Source organism: Burkholderia cepacia GG4 (assembly GCF_000292915.1).
Taxonomy (GTDB): domain Bacteria; phylum Pseudomonadota; class Gammaproteobacteria; order Burkholderiales; family Burkholderiaceae; genus Burkholderia; species Burkholderia cepacia_D.
The window spans coordinates 1,867,138-1,888,316 of record NC_018513.1; the positions used below are offsets into that span (position 1 = coordinate 1,867,138).

The 21,179-nt window shown below is 71.6% G+C and carries 19 protein-coding genes and 1 riboswitch; of the genes, 8 read left to right on the forward strand and 11 right to left on the reverse strand.

Annotated features, from left to right (window positions below; all coding sequences use genetic code 11):
* Window positions 1-61: 61 nt before the first annotated feature.
* From GEM_RS08585 to GEM_RS08600, 4 genes are all read right to left on the reverse strand, one after another.
* On the reverse strand, window positions 62-1,117 hold the full coding sequence (locus tag GEM_RS08585; protein WP_014897020.1) for a 3-keto-5-aminohexanoate cleavage protein: 1,056 nt from the start codon (window positions 1,115-1,117) through the stop codon (window positions 62-64).
* Window positions 1,118-1,236: 119 nt separating this feature from the next.
* Window positions 1,237-2,085 carry a TauD/TfdA dioxygenase family protein gene (locus GEM_RS08590; protein WP_014897021.1) on the reverse strand — a complete coding sequence of 283 codons (849 nt, stop codon included), beginning with the start codon at window positions 2,083-2,085 and terminating at the stop codon, window positions 1,237-1,239.
* A gap of 10 nt (window positions 2,086-2,095) precedes the next feature.
* Window positions 2,096-3,076, reverse strand: a complete 981-nt coding sequence (locus GEM_RS08595; protein ID WP_014897022.1) for a quinone oxidoreductase family protein — start codon at window positions 3,074-3,076, stop codon at window positions 2,096-2,098.
* A gap of 18 nt (window positions 3,077-3,094) precedes the next feature.
* Complete coding sequence (locus tag GEM_RS08600) at window positions 3,095-3,994, reverse strand: universal stress protein (protein WP_014897023.1); 900 nt, start codon at window positions 3,992-3,994, stop codon at window positions 3,095-3,097.
* 256 nt (window positions 3,995-4,250) lie between these two features.
* Here GEM_RS08600 and GEM_RS08605 point away from each other — a divergent pair, with 256 nt between their 5' ends.
* The 3 genes from GEM_RS08605 to GEM_RS08615 all read left to right on the forward strand — a co-directional run bounded on the left by GEM_RS08605 (window position 4,251) and on the right by GEM_RS08615 (window position 9,215).
* Window positions 4,251-6,938 (forward strand): LuxR C-terminal-related transcriptional regulator, encoded by a 2,688-nt coding sequence (locus GEM_RS08605; protein ID WP_014897024.1) that lies wholly within the window; start codon window positions 4,251-4,253, stop codon window positions 6,936-6,938.
* A gap of 220 nt (window positions 6,939-7,158) precedes the next feature.
* A complete protein-coding gene (locus GEM_RS08610; protein ID WP_014897025.1) occupies window positions 7,159-8,283 on the forward strand; it encodes a porin in 1,125 nt (374 codons plus the stop codon).
* 227 nt (window positions 8,284-8,510) lie between these two features.
* A complete protein-coding gene (locus GEM_RS08615; protein ID WP_014897026.1) occupies window positions 8,511-9,215 on the forward strand; it encodes a glutathione S-transferase N-terminal domain-containing protein in 705 nt (234 codons plus the stop codon).
* 129 nt (window positions 9,216-9,344) lie between these two features.
* On the opposite strand, the gene GEM_RS08620 is transcribed toward GEM_RS08615, so the two are convergent.
* Window positions 9,345-9,857, reverse strand: coding sequence for a MarR family winged helix-turn-helix transcriptional regulator (locus tag GEM_RS08620; protein ID WP_014897027.1), 513 nt, complete (start codon window positions 9,855-9,857; stop codon window positions 9,345-9,347).
* Window positions 9,858-9,986: 129 nt separating this feature from the next.
* On the opposite strand from GEM_RS08620, the gene GEM_RS08625 reads away from it, so the two are divergent.
* Window positions 9,987-11,171, forward strand: a complete 1,185-nt coding sequence (locus GEM_RS08625; protein WP_014897028.1) for an MFS transporter — start codon at window positions 9,987-9,989, stop codon at window positions 11,169-11,171.
* A 15-nt stretch (window positions 11,172-11,186) separates the two neighbouring features.
* Here GEM_RS08625 and GEM_RS08630 read toward each other — a convergent pair whose 3' ends face one another.
* The 5 genes from GEM_RS08630 to GEM_RS08650 form a co-directional block, all read right to left on the reverse strand.
* Window positions 11,187-11,555, reverse strand: a complete 369-nt coding sequence (locus tag GEM_RS08630; RefSeq protein WP_014897029.1) for a MarR family transcriptional regulator — start codon at window positions 11,553-11,555, stop codon at window positions 11,187-11,189.
* A gap of 67 nt (window positions 11,556-11,622) precedes the next feature.
* A complete protein-coding gene (cobM, locus tag GEM_RS08635; protein ID WP_014897030.1) occupies window positions 11,623-12,351 on the reverse strand; it encodes a precorrin-4 C(11)-methyltransferase in 729 nt (242 codons plus the stop codon).
* A 43-nt stretch (window positions 12,352-12,394) separates the two neighbouring features.
* Window positions 12,395-13,126 carry a cobalt-precorrin-6A reductase gene (locus GEM_RS08640; RefSeq protein WP_014897031.1) on the reverse strand — a complete coding sequence of 244 codons (732 nt, stop codon included), beginning with the start codon at window positions 13,124-13,126 and terminating at the stop codon, window positions 12,395-12,397.
* Window positions 13,123-14,211, reverse strand: coding sequence for a cobalt-precorrin-5B (C(1))-methyltransferase (locus GEM_RS08645; protein WP_014897032.1), 1,089 nt, complete (start codon window positions 14,209-14,211; stop codon window positions 13,123-13,125). Before GEM_RS08645 ends, GEM_RS08640 begins: the two co-directional genes overlap by 4 nt.
* Entirely contained in the window at window positions 14,211-15,446 is a 1,236-nt protein-coding gene (locus GEM_RS08650; RefSeq protein WP_014897033.1) for a bifunctional cobalt-precorrin-7 (C(5))-methyltransferase/cobalt-precorrin-6B (C(15))-methyltransferase, read from the reverse strand. Before GEM_RS08650 ends, GEM_RS08645 begins: the two co-directional genes overlap by 1 nt.
* Before the next feature lie 206 nt (window positions 15,447-15,652).
* Window positions 15,653-15,843: riboswitch (cobalamin riboswitch) on the forward strand.
* Between the two features lie 88 nt (window positions 15,844-15,931).
* Here GEM_RS08650 and cobG point away from each other — a divergent pair.
* From cobG to cobJ, 4 genes are read left to right on the forward strand one after another with little or no spacing between them, the layout of a single operon-like run.
* Window positions 15,932-17,311, forward strand: coding sequence for a precorrin-3B synthase (cobG, locus tag GEM_RS08655; RefSeq protein WP_014897034.1), 1,380 nt, complete (start codon window positions 15,932-15,934; stop codon window positions 17,309-17,311).
* Window positions 17,304-17,930: a precorrin-8X methylmutase gene (locus GEM_RS08660; RefSeq protein WP_014897035.1), complete on the forward strand. Its 627-nt coding sequence runs from the start codon at window positions 17,304-17,306 to the stop codon at window positions 17,928-17,930. The genes cobG and GEM_RS08660 overlap by 8 nt, the downstream gene beginning before the upstream one ends.
* Window positions 17,927-18,661, forward strand: coding sequence for a precorrin-2 C(20)-methyltransferase (locus GEM_RS08665; protein ID WP_014897036.1), 735 nt, complete (start codon window positions 17,927-17,929; stop codon window positions 18,659-18,661). The genes GEM_RS08660 and GEM_RS08665 overlap by 4 nt, the downstream gene beginning before the upstream one ends.
* A complete protein-coding gene (cobJ, locus tag GEM_RS08670) occupies window positions 18,658-20,385 on the forward strand; it encodes a precorrin-3B C(17)-methyltransferase (RefSeq protein ID WP_014897037.1) in 1,728 nt (575 codons plus the stop codon). The genes GEM_RS08665 and cobJ overlap by 4 nt, the downstream gene beginning before the upstream one ends.
* A gap of 43 nt (window positions 20,386-20,428) precedes the next feature.
* On the opposite strand, the gene GEM_RS08675 is transcribed toward cobJ, so the two are convergent.
* The gene (locus GEM_RS08675; protein ID WP_014897038.1) at window positions 20,429-21,172 is read right to left on the reverse strand and encodes an IclR family transcriptional regulator; all 744 of its coding nucleotides are present in this window, start codon (window positions 21,170-21,172) and stop codon (window positions 20,429-20,431) included.
* Between the last annotated feature and the right edge of the window lie 7 nt (window positions 21,173-21,179).

Below are 21,179 nucleotides of genomic sequence, written 5' to 3' on the forward strand. Positions count from 1 at the left end.
CGCGAGGGTGGGTGCCGCGCTACATCGATCGGCGGGCGGCGCTGGCGGGCCGCCCGGCGCGTCAGGCCGCGCGCAGCGGCACGTTCATCTGGCCCGGCCGGCGGTTCGGCGCCATCCCGAGCTGCGCGAGCGTCTCGTCGACGCCGTCGTACTGCACGCCGATCCGGTAGATCGCCTTCGCCTCCTTGCCGGTCGCGATCTCGCGGCCGAGTTCGCGCGCGATCCGCACGCACTGCTCGACCTGCTGCACGGACGTCATCCGGTTGCCCTTCTGGTCGATGATCGTGTCCTCGATCCCGCAGCGCGGATGCAGGCCCAGCGCCATCGCGACCGTGTTGATCGGCAGCACGTTCTTCATCAGCGATTCGAGCGTGATGCACGCGCCGTCCGGGCAGCGCCGCACGAATTCCATGAAGTTGTACGGATTCGGGCCGTCGAAGCCGCCGCCGATGCCGACCCAGGTGACGTTCAGCGGGCCGCGATAGACGCCGCGGCGGATGATCCGCTCGAGCGTCTCGAGCGCGTGCATGCCGGTGAGCTGGAAATGCGGCTGGATGCCGGCCGCCTGCAGCCGGCGCAGGTGCTCGTCGACCCAGCCGGGGCCGGCCGGCACGGTCATCTCGCGGTACGCGTCCCACAGCGCGGCCTCGTTCAGCGACGTGCCGGCGATGTCCTTGCGGTTCATCAGCTCGGTGATGTTCATCTGCACGGTGTTGATCGCGACCGTCACCTGGTCGGGCTTCGGCGTCAGCTCGGCGAGCATGTGGCGCGTGTCGTCGGACAGCCATTTCGCTTCCGCGCCGTCGCCTTCCGGTGCGAACGAGATCGAGCCGCCGACCTGCAGGATCATGTCGGGCACGGCCTCGCGCAGCCGGCCGAGCAACTCGTTGAACTTCGACAGCCGCTTGCTGCCCTTGCCGTCCAGCTCGCGCACGTGCAGGTGCAGCACCGTCGCGCCCGCGTTGTAGCAGTCGACGGCCTTCTGCACGTGCTCGTCCATCGTGACCGGAATGTCTTCCGGGAAATCGGCAGGCATCCATTCGGGGCCGTACGGCGCGACCGTGATGACCACCTTGTCCTGGTTTTCCGGGTGCAGCGAATCGTCGAGAAATTGCATGTCGTCCTCCAGATGGAATCGTTGTGTTAGGGGTGTACGGGCGTGCGTATCCCGTCGCGCCGGGCGGCGGGCCCGGCGCGTGCTTGCGTGGTTGCGGATCGGTTACGGTGCGGGCGGGCTCAGAACGGCACGTCGCCGACGATGCCCGCGCGCTCCATCCTGCGCACGCACGGCGGGTAGTCCATCACCGCGTAATGCTGCGTGCTGCGGTTGTCCCAGATCGCGACGCTGTTCTTCTTCCAGCGCCAGCGCACCTGGTATTCGGGGATATAGGCCTGGCTGATCAGGTATTGCAGCAGCTGGCCGGCGCCGGGGTTCGCGTCCTGCCCGAAGCGCACGCGCCCGGGCGTATGGAAATTCGTGAAGTGCGTCGTGAATGCGTTCACGTACAGCACCTTCTCGCCCGTTTCGGGATGGGTGCGCACGACCGGATGCTCGGCGTCCGGATACTGCGCCTTCAGCGCGAGACGCTTGTCGGGCGGCATCGCCGCGCCGAAGCTCGCCTCGATGCTGTGACGCGCGCGCAAGTCCTCGATCTGCTGCTTCACGTGCGCCGGCAGATGCTCGTACGCGAGCACCATGTTCGCCCACATCGTGTCGCCGCCAACCGGCGGACCCTCGATGCAGCGCAGCACACAGCCGAACGGCGGCGCCACGCGCCAGCTCGCATCGCTGTGCCACGCATTCTCGTAGCGGTCGTTCGGCTGGTCGGGCGACTTGTAGATGCGCACGAGCCCCGGATGCTCCGGGTCGCTGCCGGCGACCGGATGATCCTCGAGTTCGCCGAAGCGTCGGGCGAACGCGACGTGCTCGGCACGCGTGATGTCCTGGTCACGCAGGAACAGCACGCGATTGCGCAGCAGCTGCGTGCGGATCTCGGCGAACAGGCCGTCGTCGTGCACGGCGTCGGCGAGGTTCACGTCCAGCAGTTCCGCGCCGATCGCACAGGTCAGGGGTTCGACTCGCATGCGCGTCTCCTCAGACGATGAATACCGACGAGCCGGTCGTCTTGCGCGATTCAAGATCGCGGTGCGCCTGCGCCGCGTCCTGCAGCGCATAACGCTGGTTGATCCCGATCCGGATGCGGCCGGCCGCGACGTGCGCGAACAGCTCGCCGGCCAGGTCGTTCTTTTCGGCTGGATCGGCGATGTAGTCGGCCAGCGCCGGGCGCGTCAGGTACAGCGAGCCCTTCATCGCGAGGCGCTGCGGGTCGAACGGCGGGATCGGGCCCGACGCGGTGCCGACGCAGACCATCAGCCCGCGCCGCTTCAGCGAATCGAGCGAGCCTTCGAAGGTGTCCTTGCCGACGCTGTCGAACACGACGTCGACGCCGGCGCCATCCGTCAGTTCGCGCACGCGTTGCGCGACGTTCTCGCGGCTGTAGTCGATCGTATGGTCGCAGCCGTGCGCGCGGGCGATCGCGGCCTTGTGTTCGCTGGATACGGTGCCGATCACCGTGAGCCCGAGCAGCTTCGCCCACTGCGACACGATCAGCCCGACGCCGCCGGCGGCCGCATGCAGCAGGATCGTGTCGCCCGCTGCGAACGCGTGGATGCGGCGCAGCAGGTAGGCCGACGTCAGGCCGCGCATCGTCATCGCCGCGGCCGTTTCGCAGGGGATGCCGGCCGGCAGCCGGACGAGCGGCGCGGCCGCGATCAGCCGTTCGGTGCTGTATGCGCCGAGCGTGTTCAGAAAGCCCGTGTAGGTGACGCGGTCGCCGGCGGCGACGTTGGTCACGCCGGGGCCGACAGCCTCGACCACGCCGGCCGCCTCGACGCCGATGCCGGCCGGCAGCGGCACCGGATACAGGCCGCTGCGGAAATACGTGTCGGCGAAGTTCAGGCCGACCGCCTCGTGTCGCAGGCGGACCTGGCCGGGGCCCGGGTCGCCGACCTCGACGGTTTCCCAGCGCAGCACGTCGGGGCCGCCGGTTTCGTGGAATCGCACTGCATGTGCCATCTTGTTCTCCGTAGGGTATCAGTCGGATGCGCGTCGCGCATCGTCGGGTTCGTTCGCGCCCGGCGGGGTCGCGGCTGCGCAGCTCGCCGGGTGCGCGTCCAGTTCGGCCCAGTCGCGCTCGCCGAGGTAGCGTCGCGCGGCAGGGAAAACCACGCCTTCCATCCGCCCCATCTGCTCGAATGCGCTGCGCGCATAGCAGGCAAGCGCGGTGTCGAACGCGGCCGACGGCAACCCGTCTGCGGCGAGCCGCGCCAGCGCGTCGAGCGCTTGCACGTCGCGTTGCCGCTGGCGGTCGAGTTCGTCGAGTTCGGCCGCGGTGCATTCCGCGCGGACCCGCAATGCCGCGAAGAGGCGTGCTTCGACGGACGCGCCGAAGCGTGCGTTCTGCAACGCAGCGAGTGCTGCCAGCGCCGCCAGCATGCGGCCCGCATCGGCCACCGGCTGTGTCCCTTCGCCGGGCATCGTCAGCGCCTGCAGCAGCTCGCCGACCGCACGATGCGCATCGAGACAGCGGGCCATCACGCGCGCCTCGGCCGGTGAGTGCCGCGCCGGGCAGACGAGCACCGGCACGCCGCTCGTCGCAAGCAGCAACCGCCGTTGCGCGGATACGGCAGCATCGGCGTCGTGTGGCAGCGCCGCGACGCCGATCAGGTCGCAGCCGAGCGTGCCGGCGAGCGCAGCGGGCGATGGCGCGGCGCCGGCAGCGATCGCATGGGACAGGCCCTGTGCCCGTGCGGCGGCTTCCACTTTCGCACCGTGATCCGGCATCCGCGCTCCGGATAAACGCGAGTCCGGCGCGGCGCCGCGCAGCACGAACGTGACCCGCGCGCCGACCGCGCGCGCCAGTTCGAGCGCATGGCCGATCGCGTCGATGCCGCCGGGCACGCCGTCGACCGTCACGAGCAGATGGCGATACATCGTGCCGCTCCGCTTATCCGGCGGTTGGCGCGTGGTGGCGTGCGCCGGTCGATACGATGTTCATGGCATCCCTCCTCGTTGCGTTCGTCAGTTGCGTTCGTCAGGCCTCGGAACCCATGCTATCGACCGGGCGGCCGAGCGGCCCCACTCGTCGCGGGGGGGATTGACGCGCGAACGCGGTTCGGCCGATCCTTCCCCCCACACCCACCCCGGAGGCTGGCCCGCACGGCACCGCCGGATTCCGACTGCAGCCCCGATGGCCCACCCACTCGATCGCGCCGACGCGCCACCCACCGAACTCGTGCTGAAAACGACGGCGCCGCGCGTGCCGGCGCAGCTGCTCGCACGCGCGCGGCTGAGCCTCGCCGCGCCGGCGTTCGACGCCCGGCCCGTCACGCTCGTGCAGGCGCCGGCCGGCTACGGCAAGACCTCGCTGCTCGCGCAATGGCGGCGCGAATCCCTCGCGCTCGGCCGCGCGGTCGTGTGGCTGTCCGCCGACGAGCGCGACGACGCGCCGCGCTTGCTGCAGGGGCTCGTGCAGGCGGTGCGCACCGGTTGCGCGCGGCCCGGCTTCGGGCGACTGGTCCCGGGCGGCGCGGCCCGCGCGCTGGAGGGGCTGACCGCGTGGCTGGCCGAAGTCGCACAACTGTCGATCGACGCGCTGCTGATCGTCGACGACGCGGAACGGCTGCCGGCCGCCGGCCTCGACGCGCTGATCTATGTGCTGCACAACGCGCCGCAGAACCTGCGGGTGATCGTCGCGGCCCGGCGCGGGCTCGATCACGCGGCCGGCGACCTGCTCGCCGGCGGGCAATGCACGCTCGCGGGCCCCGACTGGCTGCGCTTCACGCTCGACGAGACGATCGCGCTGGTGGGCGCGCGCTTTGCGCAGCGGGTCGACGCCGACGCGTGCGCGCGGCTGTTCGAGCGCGTCGACGGCTGGCCGCTGGGGTTGCAGCTCGCGATGGCCGCGATGGCGCGCTCGGCCGATCCGCGCCAGGCCGTCGACGCGCTCGCCGCGCGGATGGACGGTACGCGCGACCGGCTCGTCGAGCTGCTGCTCGCGAATTTGTCCGCCGACGACACCGCATTTCTGACGCGCACCAGCGTCGCCGACCGCCTGCATCCGTCGCTGTGCGCCGCGCTGCTCGACGATGCGGGCGCATCCGACCGGCTCGCGCGGCTCGCGCGCGACACGCCGTTGTTCATCGCGTCCGACGATTCCGACTGGTGCCGGCTGCATCCGCTCGTACGCGATACGCTGCGCGACCGCCTGGCGGCAGGCCCGGACGCGGAGCGCTGCGCGCTGCATGCACGCGCCGCCGCGTGGCTCGACGCGCACGGGATGACCGAGGAAGCCGCGCGCCACGCGTATGCGGCCGGCCAGTTCGAGACCGCATACGCGCTCGCGCAGCGCTGTCTCGAGGATGCGATCAAGCAGGGCCGCATCAACGACGTGCTCGACTGGCTCGCGCTGCTGCCCGATGCGGAACTCGACAAGCGCCCGACCCTGCGGATCGCGGTCGCATGGGCGCTGGCGCTCGGCGAACGCCATGTCGAGGCGCAGCGCCAGATCGCCGGCATCCTCGCCGACCCCGGCACGCCCGCCGCGATGCGCTACGAATGCGCGCTGATCCTCAGCGCGGCCGCATATTACGCGGACGAGATCGACCGCTTTGTCGAGCTGTTCGAGCCGTGGGCCGACTTCACGCCGCCCGCGGCGACGTGGCTGGCCCAGATGCATGCGAACCGGCTGTCGGCGCGCGCGATCATCGTCGGCGAACCGGCGCAGGCGCGCCGCTTCCAGCAGGCCGCGCCGCGCGGCGAGACGGCGGCCGGGTTCGGCTACGTCGCGCGCTGGGGCGAACTGATTACCGGCCTGAGCTACCTGTGCGAAGGCCAGATCCGGCTCGCGGACGACGCGTTGTCGCCGGCGCTGGCGCGCGCGGAGGCCGACCTCGGGCGCCGCCATCCGCTGACCTGCATGCTCGCGGCGATGTGCGCGGCGATCGCGTACGAGGCCGATCGCGTCGATCAGGCCGCCGCGCTGCTCGCGAACCGGCTCGACGTGCTCGAGCACGCGGGCACGCCCGACACCGTCCTGCTCGGCTATCGCACGGCCGCGCGCATCGCGCTGCTGCGCGGCGTCGAGCATCGCGCGCTCGACCTGCTCGAGGCACTCGACGCGATGGGCGTCGCGCGCCGGCTGCCGCGCCTGTCGGTCGCGAGTCTCGCCGAGCAGGTGCGCATTCACGCGGCGCGCTATCGCGAGGCGACCTGCCATGTGCTCGTCGAGCGGATCGATGCGATCGCCGCGGCCGAGTTTCCGTCGCACGGGCCGCTGTGGCGGCGTCCCGTCGTGCTGCTGCAGGCGATCGCGCACGCGGGTGCGGCGCTCGCCGCGCGCCGCTGGGACGATGCGTGCGCGGCGCTCGACGAAGCGGCCGTGCTGGCTCGCGAAATGAGCATGGGGCGCGCTCGCATCGAGATCATGGCGCTCAGCGCGTTCGCGCTCGAACAGTCGGGGCGCGGCGGGCGCGCACTGCTCGACGAGGCGATGAACCTCGCGGACGTGTTCGGCCTGACGCGCACGCTCGCCGACGCGCATCCGGCCGTCGCCGACTGGGCGCGCCGCGCCGGCGACGAGGCCGCGGCGGGAGACGGTCCCGCCCGGCCCGCGCAGCCGCGCATCGTGCCACCCGCGCCGCGCAGCACAGCCAGCCCGCGCGCGGTGCCGAGCGTCGTGCTGACGCCCAAGGAGCGCGCGATCCTGGAGCTGCTCGCGCGCAACCTGTCGAACAAGGAGATCGCGGTGGCGCTCGCCGTCGGCGAGGAAACCGTGAAGTGGCACCTGAAGAACCTGTTCGGCAAGCTCGACGCCAGCTCGCGCAAGCACGCGGTGCGCCGCGCGCTGGTGCTTGGGCTGCTCGAAAGCGCGTCGTAGCGCCGTCACGGCGGCCCGGCCCGCAGCGGCCGCCTTCCCTTCGATTCTCCGCAACCCTGCCCCCCGCGCATGGGGGGGAGCGGCCGCGCGTCGTTGCGTAGTCTTTCCGCACGGCTCGCACCGGCGTTGCATGCCACGCCTTCCCGCCTGCCTCGATGCTTCCCCGCTTCACCCGCACGGGCTCGATCCCGTGCGGTCCATTACGATCCTGGAGACTTCGATGAAGACGAAACTGGCCGCGCTTGCGGCGCTTGCCGGCTGTTCGGCGCTCGCGCATGCGCAATCCTCCGTCACGCTCTACGGCGTGGTCGACACGGGCCTGCTGTACCAGAGCACGTCGGCCGCGTCGTTCAGCCCGAGCGCGCCGAATACCGGCAAGGTGTTCCGCATGAAGGACGGCGGCATCTATTCGAGCTTCTGGGGCATCAGGGGGACCGAGGATCTTGGCGGCGGCTACAAGGTCAACTTCAAGCTGCAGAGTTCGTTCGACAGCGGCACCGGCAGGATGCAGCTGAGCGACACGCCGGGCGCCGCCGCGATCTTCAACCAGGTCGCGTCGCTCGGCGTGTCGGGGCCGTTCGGCACCTTCACGGCCGGCCGCCAGATCGTGCCGATGATCTACGCGATGGCCGATACCGACGTGCGCAATGCGCAGTTCTTCGGCAGCGTGCTGACCGCGTGGCTCGGCCTGAACACCGCGGCCGGCTGGCCCGGGACGAGCACCAACGGCGCGATCGGCGCGTTGTACGACAGCAATGCGCTCGTCTATCAGTCGCCGACGTTCGCGGGCGCGTCGATCGCGCTCGAATACGCGCCCGGCGGCGTCGCCGGGCAGTTCCAGGGCGGCACGCGCGAATCGGTCGTGCTCAGGTACTCGAACTACGGGTTGAATGCGTCGGCCGTCTACTACAACGGCCACGACACGAATCCGGCACCGGGTGTCGCGCCGACCGGCGTCGACAACAACCGTTTCGTCTACGTCGGCGCGAAATACACGATCCGCGACTTCTCGGTGTCGGCGTCGTACGGCAACGGCAGGAATCCGTCGCATGCGGACCGGGTGAACCTCGACATGCTGTCGGCCGGTGTCGGTTATCGCTTCACGCCAGCGTTGCAGGTGACTTCGGCGGTGTACTACCTGAAGGACCGCAACCGATCGGAAAACCGCTCGACGGCGGTCGTGCTCACGGCCGACTACAGCCTGTCGAAGCGGACGATGGTCTATGCGCAGGTCGGCCACGTGAACAACCGCGGCACGATGGACCAGATGCTCGTGTACGGGCAGCCGGTCGCGCCCGGCGTCGGCACGACGGCCGCGATGGTCGGGCTGCGGCACAACTTCTGACGACGCGGTGCGGTGTGACACGGTGCGATGCGCGCGCGGCGGCGCCCGGGCGTGACTCGCGGCCGCCGTCTGCAGCGATCGCGGGGATCGGCTACAGTGGGCGTCTTCGGCGCGCCCCGCCCGCCTGTCGATGCGATCGTCCGGTCCCTGCCGCCGTGTCAGGGGCGGTCAGCGACGCGCGGCAGGACGGCGGATCGCGGATCCTCCACGTTGACGAGCGAACCTCCATGCCCGATCTGTCCGCCTTCCCGATCACGAAAAAGTGGCCGGCCCAGCATCCCGACCGTCTCCAGCTGTATTCGCTGCCGACGCCGAACGGCGTCAAGGTGTCGATCATGCTCGAGGAAACCGGCCTGCCGTACGAGCCGCACCTCGTGCGCTTCGACACGGACGACCAGCTGTCGCCCGCGTTCCTGTCGCTGAACCCGAACAACAAGATCCCGGCGATCATCGATCCGAACGGCCCCGACGGCCGGCCGCTGCCGCTGTTCGAATCGGGCGCGATCCTGATCTATCTCGCGGACAAGACGGGCCAGCTGATCCCGAAGGATCTCGCCGGCCGCTACGAGACGATCCAGTGGGTGATGTTCCAGATGGGCGGCATCGGCCCGATGTTCGGCCAGGTCGGCTTCTTCCACAAGTTCGCCGGCCGCGACTACGAGGACAAGCGTCCGCGCGATCGCTACATCGCCGAATCGAAGCGCCTGCTCGGCGTGCTCGATGCGCAGCTCGCGAACCGCAAGTGGGTGATGGGCGATACCTACACGATCGCCGACATCGCGATTTTCCCGTGGGTGCGCAACCTGGTCGGGTTCTACGAAGCGGGCGATCTCGTCGGCTTCAGCGAGTTCCGCCACGTCGCGCGGGCGCTCGACGCGTTCGTCGCGCGTCCGGCCGTCGCGCGCGGGCTCAACATCCCGGCACGCGGCTGATCCGCGCAGCGGGCGCGGCCCGCAGTCGGTCCGGCCCGTCGCAGCGCGCGGCGGGCGGTTTTCCTGCTTCCTTTCGGCGTTGCCGCTTTCGGCTCGTTTCGTTCATTCAGCGTGACGATTCGGCGGCGCCTATTTGTCGGCCGACGCCGACGCCCCATCCCCCAATCCCGACAGCAGCTTTTCCAGCAACGCTGAAAGTTGTGCCTGCTCCGCTTCCGACAGTGCGGCCAGCATCGCGCGCTGATTGTCGACGTGCGCGACCACCGCTTCGTCGATCAGCGCGCGGCCGGCGAGTGTCAGCGCAACGAGCGTGCCGCGGCCGTCGGCCGGGTTTGGCCGGCGCTCGACCCAGCCGGCCTTCTGCAGCCGGTCGATGCGCGCGGTCATCCCGCCCGACGACATCATCAGCGCGTCGTACAGCGCGGTCGGCGTCAGCGCGAACGGTGCACCGCTGCGCCGCAGCGTCGCCAGCACGTCGAATTCGCCCGGCTGCATCCCGTAGCGCGCGAACAGCGGATTCAGACCGTCACGCGCAATGACGAGCGCGGCCTCCTGCAGCCGTCCCATCACGAGCATCGACGACGCATCCAGATCCGGACGCTCGGCGCGCCATTGCGCGAGCGCATGCGCGGCTCGATCCATTAACCCTCCTCGGTTCACCAGTTATCTTGACGTCGAGATAAATCAGCATTTATCTTGATGTCGAGATACTTTACATGAAAACGCATGGCACCCCGTCGGAAGCCGTGCACCGATACCGAGGGTCTTTCGATGAATCGCTTCACTTCCTCCGGATGGCGGCTCGCCGCCATCGTCCTGGTCGGGCTGAACCTGCGGCCAGCGCTGGCCGCGATCGGTCCGCTGCTCGACATGATCCAGCGCGCGACCGGCATCGGCGACGGCGCGGCGAGCCTGCTGACCACGATCCCGATCCTGCTGATGGGCCTGGGCGCGCTGAGCGCGCGGCGGTTGCAGCGCGCGACGGGTATCGCGGGCGGCGTGTGGCTCGGCGTCGCGCTGATTGGATTCGCGTGCGCGTCGCGCATCGGCGCGCAGCACGCGTGGCTGCTGCTGGTGAGCGCAGGCTGCGCGGGCATCGGGATCGCGATGGTGCAGGCGTTGCTGCCGGGTTTCGTGAAGGCGCATTTCGCGACGCGGATCGGCGGCGCGATGGGCGTCTATTCGACGTCGATCATGGGCGGCGCGGTGCTCGCGAGCGTCGTCGCGCCGTTTGCCGCGGCCCGCTGGGGCTGGCTCGTTGCGCTGGCGGGCTGGGCGCTGCCGGCTGCGCTCGCGGCGCTCGCGTGGCCGCTGGCCAGCCGTGGTGGAGACGCGCCGGCGTCCGGGTCGATGTCGGCGTCGGTGATGCAGGCACGGCCGTCGCGTTCGCCGCGCGCCTGGCGGCTCGCGGCGTTCTTCGGGATCGCGACGGGCGCCTACACGCTCGTGCTGGCGTGGCTGCCGCCGTACTACATGCGACTCGGCTGGGCGCCGACCGCAGCCGGCAGCCTGCTCGGCGGCGTGACGCTCGCGGAAGTCGTCGCGGGGCTGGCGATCTCGGCGACGATCGACCGCCTGCCCGATCGCCGGCCCGCGCTGCACGCGGCGATCGCGTCGCTGCTTGCGGGGTTGCTGACGATGCTGGCTGCGCCCGAAGCGCTCGCGTTGCCGGCCGCGCTGCTGCTCGGTGCGGGGATCGGCGCGCTGTTTCCGCTGTCGCTGATCGTCACGGTCGACCACGCAGCGACGCCGGCCGAAGCTGCATCGCTGACGGGGTTCGTGCAAGGTGTCGGCTACCTGATCGCCGGGTTGTTCCCGTACGCGGCCGGCGTCGTGCGCCAGCATCTCGCGGACCTGACACCCGCGTGGGTGGCGATGGCGTGCCTGTGCGTCGTGCTGTTCGCGCTGGCGGCCGGGTTTGCCCCGCGCTTCGCACGGCGTGTCGTGCGTGCGTAGGCAGCCGGCCGCGCGTCAGCCGCCCGCTTCCCGCTCCGCCACGTAGCGTCGATAGGCGCGCTCCGACGGGCACCGCCGCAAGTCGCACGCCGCTTCGTCGCACCGCCGGCACACGCGGATCGCATTCTGCATGTCGTCGGCCAGTGCGCCGATCAGCTGCTCGCAGATCGGCATCAACTGCGCGCATTGCTCGGGCGTCAACCTGCGCGTGAGATCCGCGATCGCCGCGCCGCGCGCGGCCAGCACCTGCTGCATCGCGTCGTGCCCGGCCTCGGTCAGCGTCAGTACGACCGTCTGCTTGTCGTCGTGCGACGAACCCCGCCTGCGCCATCCGCTCCTCGGCGAATCGGCGCCGCAGGTCTGCTTCGTCGGCGGTGCGATCACGATCGGCGCGGCGCGCTACACGCACCGGCGCGAACGCCGTGCCGAACGCCGGCGGGCGCGTGCGTGATCAGCCCGCCCCCGCGTACAGCGTCGAATCCGCGAACCCTTCCGCATCGAGCACGCGTCCGATCAGGATCAGCGCGGTGCGCTCGATCCGCGTGCCCTGCACCTTGCCGACGATGTCGGCCAGCGTGCCGGTCACGCGTTCCTCGTCGGGCCAGCTCGCGCGATAGATCACGGCGACCGGGCAGTCGGGCCCGTAATGCGGCAGCACTTCGTCGACGATCCGCGCGAGATGGCGCACGCCGAGATGAATCGCGAGCGTCGCGCGATGCGCGGCGAGCGAGCCGAGCGCTTCGCCTTCCGGCATCGTCGTCTTGCCCGCGAAGCGCGTGAGGATCACCGTCTGCGCGACGCCGGGCAGCGTCAGCTCGACGCCGAGCGTCGCCGCGCACGCGGCGGTGGCCGTCACGCCCGGCACGATTTCATACGGAATCCCGAGCGCTTTCAGCCGCCGGATCTGCTCGCCGATCGCCCCGTACAGCGACGGATCGCCCGAGTGCACGCGCGCGACGTCCTGCCCTTTCGCATCCGCATCGGCGAGCAGCGCGACGATCGCGTCGAGGTCGAGCTCGGCGGTATTGACGACCTGCTCCGCGCGATGGCCGTCGAGCACGGCCGTCGGCACGAGCGAGCCTGCATACAGGATCACCGGGCACGTGCGCACGAGGCGCTGGCCCTTCACCGTGATCAGCTCCGGGTCGCCGGGGCCCGCGCCGATGAAATACACCGTCATCGAAAAATCTCCGTCAATTCATTGTGCAGCCGCTCGCGCGGCATCATGCGCGCGCGGCCGGATCGAGCGCGTCTAGCAGCGCGGCGGCCGAGTCGAACCGGCGATCGGCGTCGGGCAGCGGCGGCCGGCGCAGCATCACGACCGGCAGCCTGCGTTCGCGCGCGACGTCGAGCTTGGCCTCGGTCGCGGCGCCGCCGCTGTTCTTGCTGACGACGACGTCGATGCCCGCGAGCGCGAATAGCGCGCGTTCGCCGTCGAGCGTGAACGGCCCGCGCGCGGCGACGATCTGCGCGCGCGCGTTGCCAGGGTGCGGATCGAGACAGCGCACCAGCCAGAACTGGTGCGGCGGGATCTCGTCGAGGTGTGCGAGCGGTTCGCGGCCGAGTGTGAACAGCGGCCGCCGGAACGGCGCGAGCGCGGCTGCAATGCCGGCCCAGTCGTCGACCATTCGCCAGTCGTCGCCGGAGCCCGGTGTCCACGCCGCGCGGCGCAGCGCCCACAGTGGCACGCCCGCGTCGCGCGCGGCCGCCGCCGCGTTCGCGCTGATTTGCGCGGCGTACGGATGCGTCGCGTCGATCACGAGGCCGATGTCGGCACTGCGCAGATACGCGGCGAGCCCGGCCGCACCGCCGAAACCGCCGACGCGCACGTCGCAGTGCAAGTCGTCGGGCACCTTGCCGAGGCCCGCGAGGCTATAGACGTGCCCCGGGCCGAGCACGCGAGCGATCTTCAGCGCGTCGCCGGTACCGCCGAGCAGCAGGATACGCGCGCTCATCGTGCGCGCCCGACGAAACGGCCCTGCCGGTCGATCGCGAACATCTCGACGGCGACCGACGCCGGCACGATGTCGCGCGCGACCCGCAGCGCCTGCGCGCAGACGAGATCGCCGAGCGGCACGCCGTCGGCCTGCGCGAGCTTCAGCGCTTCCTGGCTGGTGTTCGCCGCGCGCATCGCGGCCTGCAGCGCCTCGCTCGCGCCGGCCTCGGCCGCCCACTGCGCGAGCAGCGGCAGGTCGATGCTCGAATGGCGGCTGTGCAGGTCGAGATGGCCGGCCGCGAGCTTGCTGAGCTTGCCGAAACCGCCGCACATCGACAGGCGTGCGATCGGCGCGCGACGCAGGTGCTTGAGCACCGCACCGGCGAAATCGCCCATCTCGATCAGCGCCATGTCGGGCAGGCCGTAGTGCGCGCGCATCGCATCCTCGCTCGCGTTGCCGGTGCACGCGGCGATGTGCGCGATGCCGTTCGCGCGTGCGACGTCGATGCCCTGATGGATCGACGCGATATACGCGGAGCACGAGAACGGCCGCACGATGCCGGTCGTGCCGAGGATCGACAACCCGCCGACGATGCCGAGGCGCGGGTTCATCGTCTTCAGCGCGAGCGCCTCGCCGCCCTCCACGCCGATCGTCACGTCGAAGCCGCCTGCATAGCCGTATTCGGCTGCGAGCGCGTCGAGGTGGGTGGTCATCATCTGGCGCGGCACCGGATTGATCGCGGGTTCGCCGACCGGCAGCGTGAGCCCCGCGCGCGTGACCGTGCCGACGCCCGGCCCCGCATGAAAGCGCACGCCGGGCGTGGCGGCGAGCGCGACGCGCGCAAAGATCAGCGCGCCGTGCGTGACGTCCGGATCGTCGCCGGCGTCCTTGATGGTGCCGGCCTCGGCGCCGTCCGCCGTGATCCGGCAGAACTCGAGCCGCATCATCACGCGCTGCCCCTTCGGCAGCACGATCTCGACCGCATCGTCTGCGTGGCCGGCGAGCAGCAGGCGCGCGGCGGCGAGCGACGTCGCGGTCGCGCAGCTGCCGGTCGTATAGCCGAACCGCAGCGGTGCCGGTTGTTCGGGGGTTTCGTCGCGCATCACGCGAGGTCCGCGATGCCCGTGGCGGCGGGGTCCGGCTTGCGCACGTCGTACAGCGTGACGGGCAGCGGCTGCCGCCACGTGTCGAAGCGGCCGAGCGGTTCGGCGTGCGCGAGCGATACGCGCGTGAGCGTGCCGCCATGCGCGTCGCGCCACGCGGCGAGCGCCAGTTCGCCTTGCAGCGTGACCGCGTTCGCGACGAGCCGGCCGCCGGGCTTCAGTGCCGACCAGCACGCGTCGAGCACGCCGGGCGCCGTCGCGCCGCCGCCGATGAAGATTGCGTCGGGGGCGGCGAGCCCCGCGAGCGCATCGGGCGCGCGCCCCGCGACGAGTTGCAGGCCCGGCACGCCGAGCGCGTCGCGGTTGTGTTCGATGAAGCGCTGCCGCTCCGCATGCGACTCAATCGCGATTGCCTGGCACGACGGATGCGCGCGCATCCATTCGATGCCGATCGAGCCGCTGCCCGCGCCGACGTCCCACAGCAGTTCGCCGGGCGCGGGGGCAAGACGCCCGAGCGTCAGCGCGCGCATGTCGCGCTTGGTGAGCTGGCCGTCGTGGCGGTACGCGTCGTCGGGCAGGCCGGGCGTGAGCGCGCGGCGCGGCGCGTCGGGGCCGGCCTGGCAGTCGAGCGCGACGAGATTGAGCGCGGCGGCGGCTTCGATGTGCCAGTCTTGTGCGAGGCCGTCGATGCGCCGCTCGAGCGGGCCGCCGAGATGTTCGAACACGCTGATGCGCGTTGGGCCGAAGCCGCGTGCGGTGAGTTCGGCGGCCACCGCGGCCGGCGTGCGGCCGTCGGCGCTCAGCACGAACAGGCGGCGGCCCGGCAGCAGGTGACGCGCCAGCGTCGCGAGCGGGCGGCCGACCAGCGACACCGCGCCGACGTCCTGCAGCGCCCAGCCGAGCCGCGCGGCCGCCAGCGACAGCGACGACGGCGCGGGCAGCACGCGCCATTCTTCGGGGGACAGTTCGCGTGCGAGCGTCGCGCCGACGCCGAACAGCATCGGGTCGCCGCTGGCGAGCACGCACACGGCCGAGCCGCGGCGCGCCAGCAGGCCCGACAGGTCGAACGGCGACGGCCACGCTTCGCGTGCGGCCGCCAGCCGCGCGGGCAGCATGTCGAGGTGCCGCTTCGCGCCGACGACCCGCGTCGCGTCGAGCAGCGCGCGTCGCGCGCTGCGTCCGAGCCCCGCGTAGCCGTCGTCGCCGATGCCCACTACCGTCAGCCACGCCGTCATGCACCCTTCCCCATCGTCCGATTCCATCGAGTCGCCGCGCGGCGGCCGGTGAAGGCGCCGGTGCGGCCGTCCGCACTGCGAAAGTCGGCATGGTACCGTGTTCCACCGCGCGTTTCATCTGCCGGCCCGCCGATGCCGGACCACGGTGCGTTTCGGTTGCGGCGCGCGGCTCGACGGTCGCGAAGCGCCGTCGAAATCGGGTATCCTACGGCCGTTCGTTCGCCGGTGCCCCTCGGGGCCGAAGAGGGAACACAGGGCGCGCCTCGCGCCGCTGTGGCTGCCCCCGCAACTGTAGACAGCGAGCCGATCTCCCCCTCATGCCACTGGTTTCACCGGGAAGGCCGGGAGCGGCGTCGACCTGTCAGCCAGGAGACCTGCCGGCCTGAAAGTGCGTGCGTGCCAGTCGGCGTCGGGCGGGGTGTACCGATGCGTTGGCCGCTGCGCGACACTGCCCTGGTATCCCGTTGAGTTCCGCCCCCGTTTCGATGACTGCGTCGCCCGCCGTGCGCCCGTCGGCTTGCCCGGGGCTCGTGCGCGTCGTCGCGGCCGCCGACGGCGGACTGTGCCGGATCAAGCTGCCGGGCGGCCGGTTCGACGCACGGCAGGCACGCGCGATCGCCGCCGCCGCGCGTGCCTACGGCTCCGGCGCGATCGACGCGACCAATCGCGCGAACCTCCAGCTGCGCGGCATCCGCGACGGCGCGGCCGATACGCTGGCAAGCGCGTTGCTCGATGCGGGCCTCGGCCCGCGCACGTCCCGCGACGATGCCGATGACGACCGGGCCGCGCTCGCCGCGAGCGACGACGTCCGCAACCTGATGCTCAGCCCGCTCGCCGGGCTCGATCCCGCCGCGCTGCTCGACAGCCGCGCACTCGCCAGCCCGTTGCTCGACATGCTCGCGCGTGAGCCGCGCCGCGGCGAGCTGTCGCCGAAATTCTCGATCCAGCTCGACGGCGGCGAATCGGTCGCGGCGCTCGATCATCCGCACGACATCTGGCTTGCCGCGTGGCGGCGCGGTGACGGCGCGGTGCGCATCGCCGCGGGCCTCGCCGGCTGCCCGCCGGTCGCGCCCGACGACCCGCCCGCTGCGATCGACGTCGCGCCGCAGCAGACGATCGCGCTCGTGCGCGCGTTGCTGCTCGCGTTCCTCGATCTCGCACCGGCCGACGTCGCGCGGATGCGGACGTTGCTCGCGAGCGGCGGCGAACGCGCATTGCTCGAGCGCGCGCAGCACTACTTGCCGTTCCCGCTCGGCGCCGATCCGGCGCTGGCCGGCTGGCGGCGCACGCACGCCGATGCCGCACTGCGCTTCGGCGCGCGGCCGTCGCTCGACGCGGCCCGCTGCAGCGTCGGCGCGCAATTCGCGCTCGGCCGGCTCGACGCGACGCAACTCGAACGACTCGCGGCGCTGGCCGAAGCCGACGGTGACGGCACGCTGTCGATGACCCCGTGGCAAGGCGTGTTCCTGCACGGCGTGCCGCACGAACGCGCGCCGGCCGTGCTCGACGCGCTCGCGGCGCTCGGTCTCGTGTGCGCGCTGTCCGACCCGCTTGCGGCGCTGGTCGCCTGCACCGGCAGCGCGGGCTGCGCGAAGTCGCGCGCCGATACGAAACGCGATGCGCTCGCGCTTGCCGCGCGCATCGGCCATCCGGTCGACGTGCACCTGACCGGCTGCGAGCGCCATTGCGCGCTGCCGCACGCCGCGACGCACACGCTCGTCGCGGTGGCACCCGCCCATTACGACCTTTACCGGCGCGACGCCGCCGCGGGCCTCGGCGCCCCGCTCGCGCGCCATCTGACGATTGACCAGGCCGCGGCCCGACTGACGGGCGCGCGGCACAGCCAGGACACCACCGATGCTTGACTACATTCGCGACGGGCAGGAAATCTACCGCCAGTCGTTCGCGACGATCCGCGCCGAGGCCGACCTGTCGCAGGTTCCGCCCGATCTCGAGAAACTCGCGGTGCGCGTGATCCACGCGTGCGGGATGGTCGATGTCGTCTACGACCTGCGGTTTTCGGCGGGTGCCGGCACGGCGGGCCGCACGGCGCTCGCGGCCGGCGCGCCGATCCTGTGCGACGCGAGGATGGTCGCCGAAGGCATTACGCGCGCGCGGCTGCCGGCCGGCAATCGCGTGATCTGCACGCTCGGCGAGCCGGCGGTGCCCGACCTCGCGCGGCAGCTCGGCAACACGCGCTCGGCCGCGGCGCTCGAACTGTGGCGCCCGCATCTGGCGGGCAGCGTCGTCGTGATCGGCAATGCGCCGACCGCGCTGTTCCACCTGCTCGACATGATCGACGCCGGCGCGCCGCGCCCCGCGCTGATCCTCGGCTTCCCGGTCGGCTTCATCGGCGCGGCCGAATCGAAGGCGATGCTCGACGCCGACAGCCGCGGCGTGCCGTACGTCGCGCTGCTCGGCCGGCGCGGTGGCAGCGCGATGGCGGCCGCCGCGGTCAACGCGCTCGCGACGGAGGCCGAATGACGGCCCCGCGCGGACGCCTGTTCGGGGTCGGCGTCGGCCCCGGCGACCCTGAACTGATGACGATCAAGGCGCTGCGCGTGCTGCAGGCCGCGCCGGTGGTCGCGTATTTCGTCGCGAAGGGCAAAAAAGGCAATGCGTACGGGATCGTCGAGGCGCACCTGCTCGATGCGCAGACGCAACTGCCGCTCGTCTACCCGGTGACAACCGAGGCACTGCCGCCGCCGCTCTGCTACGAGACCGTGATCGCGGATTTCTACGACACGGCGGCCGAGATCGTCGCGGCGCATCTCGACGCGGGGCGCGACGTCGCGGTGATCTGCGAAGGCGACCCGTTCTTCTACGGGTCGTACATGTACCTGCACGATCGCCTCGCGCCGCGCTACGACACCGAAGTCATTCCGGGCGTGTGCGCGATGCTCGGCGGCACGGCCGTGCTGGGCCAGCCGCTCGTCTACCGCAACCAGAGCCTGTCGGTGCTGTCCGGCGTGCTGCCGGAGGACGAACTGCGCACGCGACTCGCACAGGCCGACGCGGCCGTCGTGATGAAGCTCGGCCGCAACTTCGACAAGGTACGGCGCGTGCTCGACGAACTGGGGCTTGCGAAGCGCGCGCTGTACGTCGAGCGCGCGACGATGGCGGCCCAGCGCATCGTGCCGCTCGACCAGGTCGATCCGATGGCGTCGCCGTATTTCTCGCTGCTCGTCGTGCCGGGGGAAAAATGGCAAGGATGACGACTCCGCCCTCGATCGTGATTCTCGGCGCGGGCGCGCTCGACACCGCGCGGCGCATCCAGGCGCGCTATCCGGGCGCCCGCGTGCACGGGCTCGCGTCGCGCGTCGACGCCGACGTGCCGTTCGACGATCTCGGCACGCACCTGCGCGAGCTCTACGCGCGCGGCCTGCCGATCGTCGCGCTGTGCGCGGCCGGCATCGTGATCCGTTGCGTCGCGCCGGCGCTGGCCGACAAGGGTGTCGAGCCGCCCGTGCTCGCGGTCGCGGAAGACGGTTCGGCCGTCGTGCCGCTGCTCGGCGGACTGACGGGCGTCAACGCGATTGCGCGCGAAATCGCCGCATGCCTCGGCGTCGCGCCGGCGCTCACGACGAGCGGCGAGCTGCGCTTCGGCGCCTGCGTGCTCAATCCGCCCGAAGGCTATGCGCTCGCCGATCTTGCGCAAGGCAAGCGCTTCGTGTCCGACCTGCTTGCGGGCGCGGCCACGCGCATCGACGGCGCGGCGCCGTGGCTCGACGACGTCGCGCTGCCGCGCGACGCCGCGGCAGCGCATGCGATTCGCGTGACGCCCGAGGCGTGGCGCGGTGCGCGCGATGAACTCGTGATCCATCCGCGCAGCGTGGTGGTCGGCATCGACGCGCGTGGCGTGCGGGCCGACGCGGCGCCGTCGCTGGCTGCGCGCATCGAAGCGCTGCTCGATGCACAGGGCCTCGCGCGGCTGGCGCTGGCCGCGCTGGTCGCGCCGGCGACGTTGCTCGGCGATGCGCAGCTGGAAGAGGCGGCGCAAACGCTCGGCGTGCCGTTGCGCTTCACCGATGTCGGTGACGCTGAAGATGACGCCGGCGATACCGATGCCGCCGCGCTGCTCGGCCGCACATTACGCGTCGCACACACACTGCGTGCGGCCGCGGACGGGCTTGCCTGCGCGGTCGCTTCGCATCCGGTCGATCCCGCCGCGCTCGGCCGTGCTCGCGGCCGCCTGACGGTATTGGGCCTCGGCCCGGGCGATGCCGCGTGGCTCACGCCCGCCGCGCGCGCCGCGCTCGCGGACGCGACCGACATCCTCGGCTACACGACCTACGTGACGATGGCCGGCCCGTTCCGCGCGGACCAGCGCGTGCACGGCACCGACAATCGCGAGGAAATGCAGCGCGCGCGCCATGCGTTCGAACTGGCGGCCGCGGGCCGGCGCGTCGCGGTGGTGTCGTCGGGCGACCCGGGCGTGTTCGCGATGGCCGCGGCCGTGCTGGAGGCGCTCGACGAAGCGCGCGACCCGCACTGGGTGGCGGTCGAGCTGCGCGTGGAGCCCGGCGTATCGGCGTCGCTCGCCACCGCCGCGCAGGCCGGCGCACCGCTCGGCCACGATTTCTGCGCGATCTCGCTGTCGGACAACCTGAAGCCGTGGGACGTGATCGAGACGCGCCTGCGCCATGCGGCGCAAGCCGATCTCGTGATGGCGTTTTATAACCCGATCTCGCGTGCACGGCCGTGGCAGCTCGATCGCGCGCTCGATGTCGTGCGCGCGCACCGCGCGGCCGACACGGTCGTCGTGCTTGGCCGCGACATCGGCCGGCCCGGCGCGACGCTGGCAACGACGACGCTCGGTGCGTTGCGCAGCGACCAGGTGGACATGCGCACGATGGTGATCGTCGGTTCGTCGACGACGCGGCGCTTCGCGATCGGTGGCGGCCGCGAGTGGGTCTATACGCCGCGCTGGTATCGCTGACGGCCGGCGTACCGGCGTGCCCCGCGCGGTGCGGCAGGTGGCGCTACCCGCGCCCCTGCTCGGCCAGCAGCCGCGCCTTCGCGTCGACCAGCAGCGCCGCATGCCGGTCGCGATGCTGGCGGATCCGCTCGGTCGGCCCGACGACCGACAGCCCGTACCAGTCGCCGTCTAGCGTCAGCGCGACCGCGATCGCCGACAGCTCGGGCGCGCTCTCGCCGAAATTCTCGGCCCAGCCGAGCGCGCGAAACCGCGCGGTTTGCGCGACGAGCGCCGGCAGGTCCGCGATGCTCGCGTCGGTGAAGCGTTCGAACGACAGCTGCGCGCCGAGCGCCTGCTGCGCATCGCTCGCGAGTTCCGCGAAGATCGCCTTGCCGATCGAGTTCGCATGCAGCGGACGCAGCTCGCCCGGCTGGCGCGTATAGCGGATCGCCTGCTCGGACTCGACGACGTCGAGGTAAGTGACCGACCCGCCCTGGATCTTGCCGAGCACGGCCGTCTCGCGGCTCGCGTCGCGCAGCGCGACGAGATGCGGATGCACGATGTCGACGACGGGATCGGTCGCGTCGATCGCGGCGGCGATCGTCTGCAGGCGCCGCGTCGGATAGTAACCGCCGCGCTTGCGCACCTCGTACAGATAGCCGCGGCTCACGAGCGTGCGCGCCATCGCCAGGCAGCTCGACGGCGGCACATCGAGCAGGCGCGCGAGTTCGGTGAGCGGCAGCGGCCGCCGTTCGGCGGCGAACAGCTCGAACAGGTCGAGCGTGCGGGCAACGAGTTTGACGTCCATGACGAGC

Excerpts from the sequence above, each read along its gene's own strand:
- cobJ (WP_014897037.1), top strand. The coding sequence starts at position 18,658 with ATGACGACTCCGCCCTCGATCGTGATTCTCGGCGCGGGCGCGCTCGAC.
- GEM_RS08585 (WP_014897020.1), bottom strand. The coding sequence starts at position 1,117 with ATGCAATTTCTCGACGATTCGCTGCACCCGGAAAACCAGGACAAGGTG.
- GEM_RS08615 (WP_014897026.1), top strand. The coding sequence starts at position 8,511 with ATGCCCGATCTGTCCGCCTTCCCGATCACGAAAAAGTGGCCGGCCCAG.
- GEM_RS08620 (WP_014897027.1), bottom strand. The coding sequence starts at position 9,857 with ATGGATCGAGCCGCGCATGCGCTCGCGCAATGGCGCGCCGAGCGTCCG.
- GEM_RS08610 (WP_014897025.1), top strand. The coding sequence starts at position 7,159 with ATGAAGACGAAACTGGCCGCGCTTGCGGCGCTTGCCGGCTGTTCGGCG.
- cobG (WP_014897034.1), top strand. The coding sequence starts at position 15,932 with ATGACTGCGTCGCCCGCCGTGCGCCCGTCGGCTTGCCCGGGGCTCGTG.
- GEM_RS08625 (WP_014897028.1), top strand. The coding sequence starts at position 9,987 with ATGAATCGCTTCACTTCCTCCGGATGGCGGCTCGCCGCCATCGTCCTG.
- GEM_RS08645 (WP_014897032.1), bottom strand. The coding sequence starts at position 14,211 with ATGCGCGACGAAACCCCCGAACAACCGGCACCGCTGCGGTTCGGCTAT.
- GEM_RS08650 (WP_014897033.1), bottom strand. The coding sequence starts at position 15,446 with ATGACGGCGTGGCTGACGGTAGTGGGCATCGGCGACGACGGCTACGCG.
- GEM_RS08675 (WP_014897038.1), bottom strand. The coding sequence starts at position 21,172 with ATGGACGTCAAACTCGTTGCCCGCACGCTCGACCTGTTCGAGCTGTTC.
- GEM_RS08660 (WP_014897035.1), top strand. The coding sequence starts at position 17,304 with ATGCTTGACTACATTCGCGACGGGCAGGAAATCTACCGCCAGTCGTTC.
- GEM_RS08665 (WP_014897036.1), top strand. The coding sequence starts at position 17,927 with ATGACGGCCCCGCGCGGACGCCTGTTCGGGGTCGGCGTCGGCCCCGGC.
- GEM_RS08590 (WP_014897021.1), bottom strand. The coding sequence starts at position 2,085 with ATGCGAGTCGAACCCCTGACCTGTGCGATCGGCGCGGAACTGCTGGAC.
- GEM_RS08600 (WP_014897023.1), bottom strand. The coding sequence starts at position 3,994 with ATGTATCGCCATCTGCTCGTGACGGTCGACGGCGTGCCCGGCGGCATC.
- cobM (WP_014897030.1), bottom strand. The coding sequence starts at position 12,351 with ATGACGGTGTATTTCATCGGCGCGGGCCCCGGCGACCCGGAGCTGATC.
- GEM_RS08640 (WP_014897031.1), bottom strand. The coding sequence starts at position 13,126 with ATGAGCGCGCGTATCCTGCTGCTCGGCGGTACCGGCGACGCGCTGAAG.
- GEM_RS08595 (WP_014897022.1), bottom strand. The coding sequence starts at position 3,076 with ATGGCACATGCAGTGCGATTCCACGAAACCGGCGGCCCCGACGTGCTG.
- GEM_RS08605 (WP_014897024.1), top strand. The coding sequence starts at position 4,251 with ATGGCCCACCCACTCGATCGCGCCGACGCGCCACCCACCGAACTCGTG.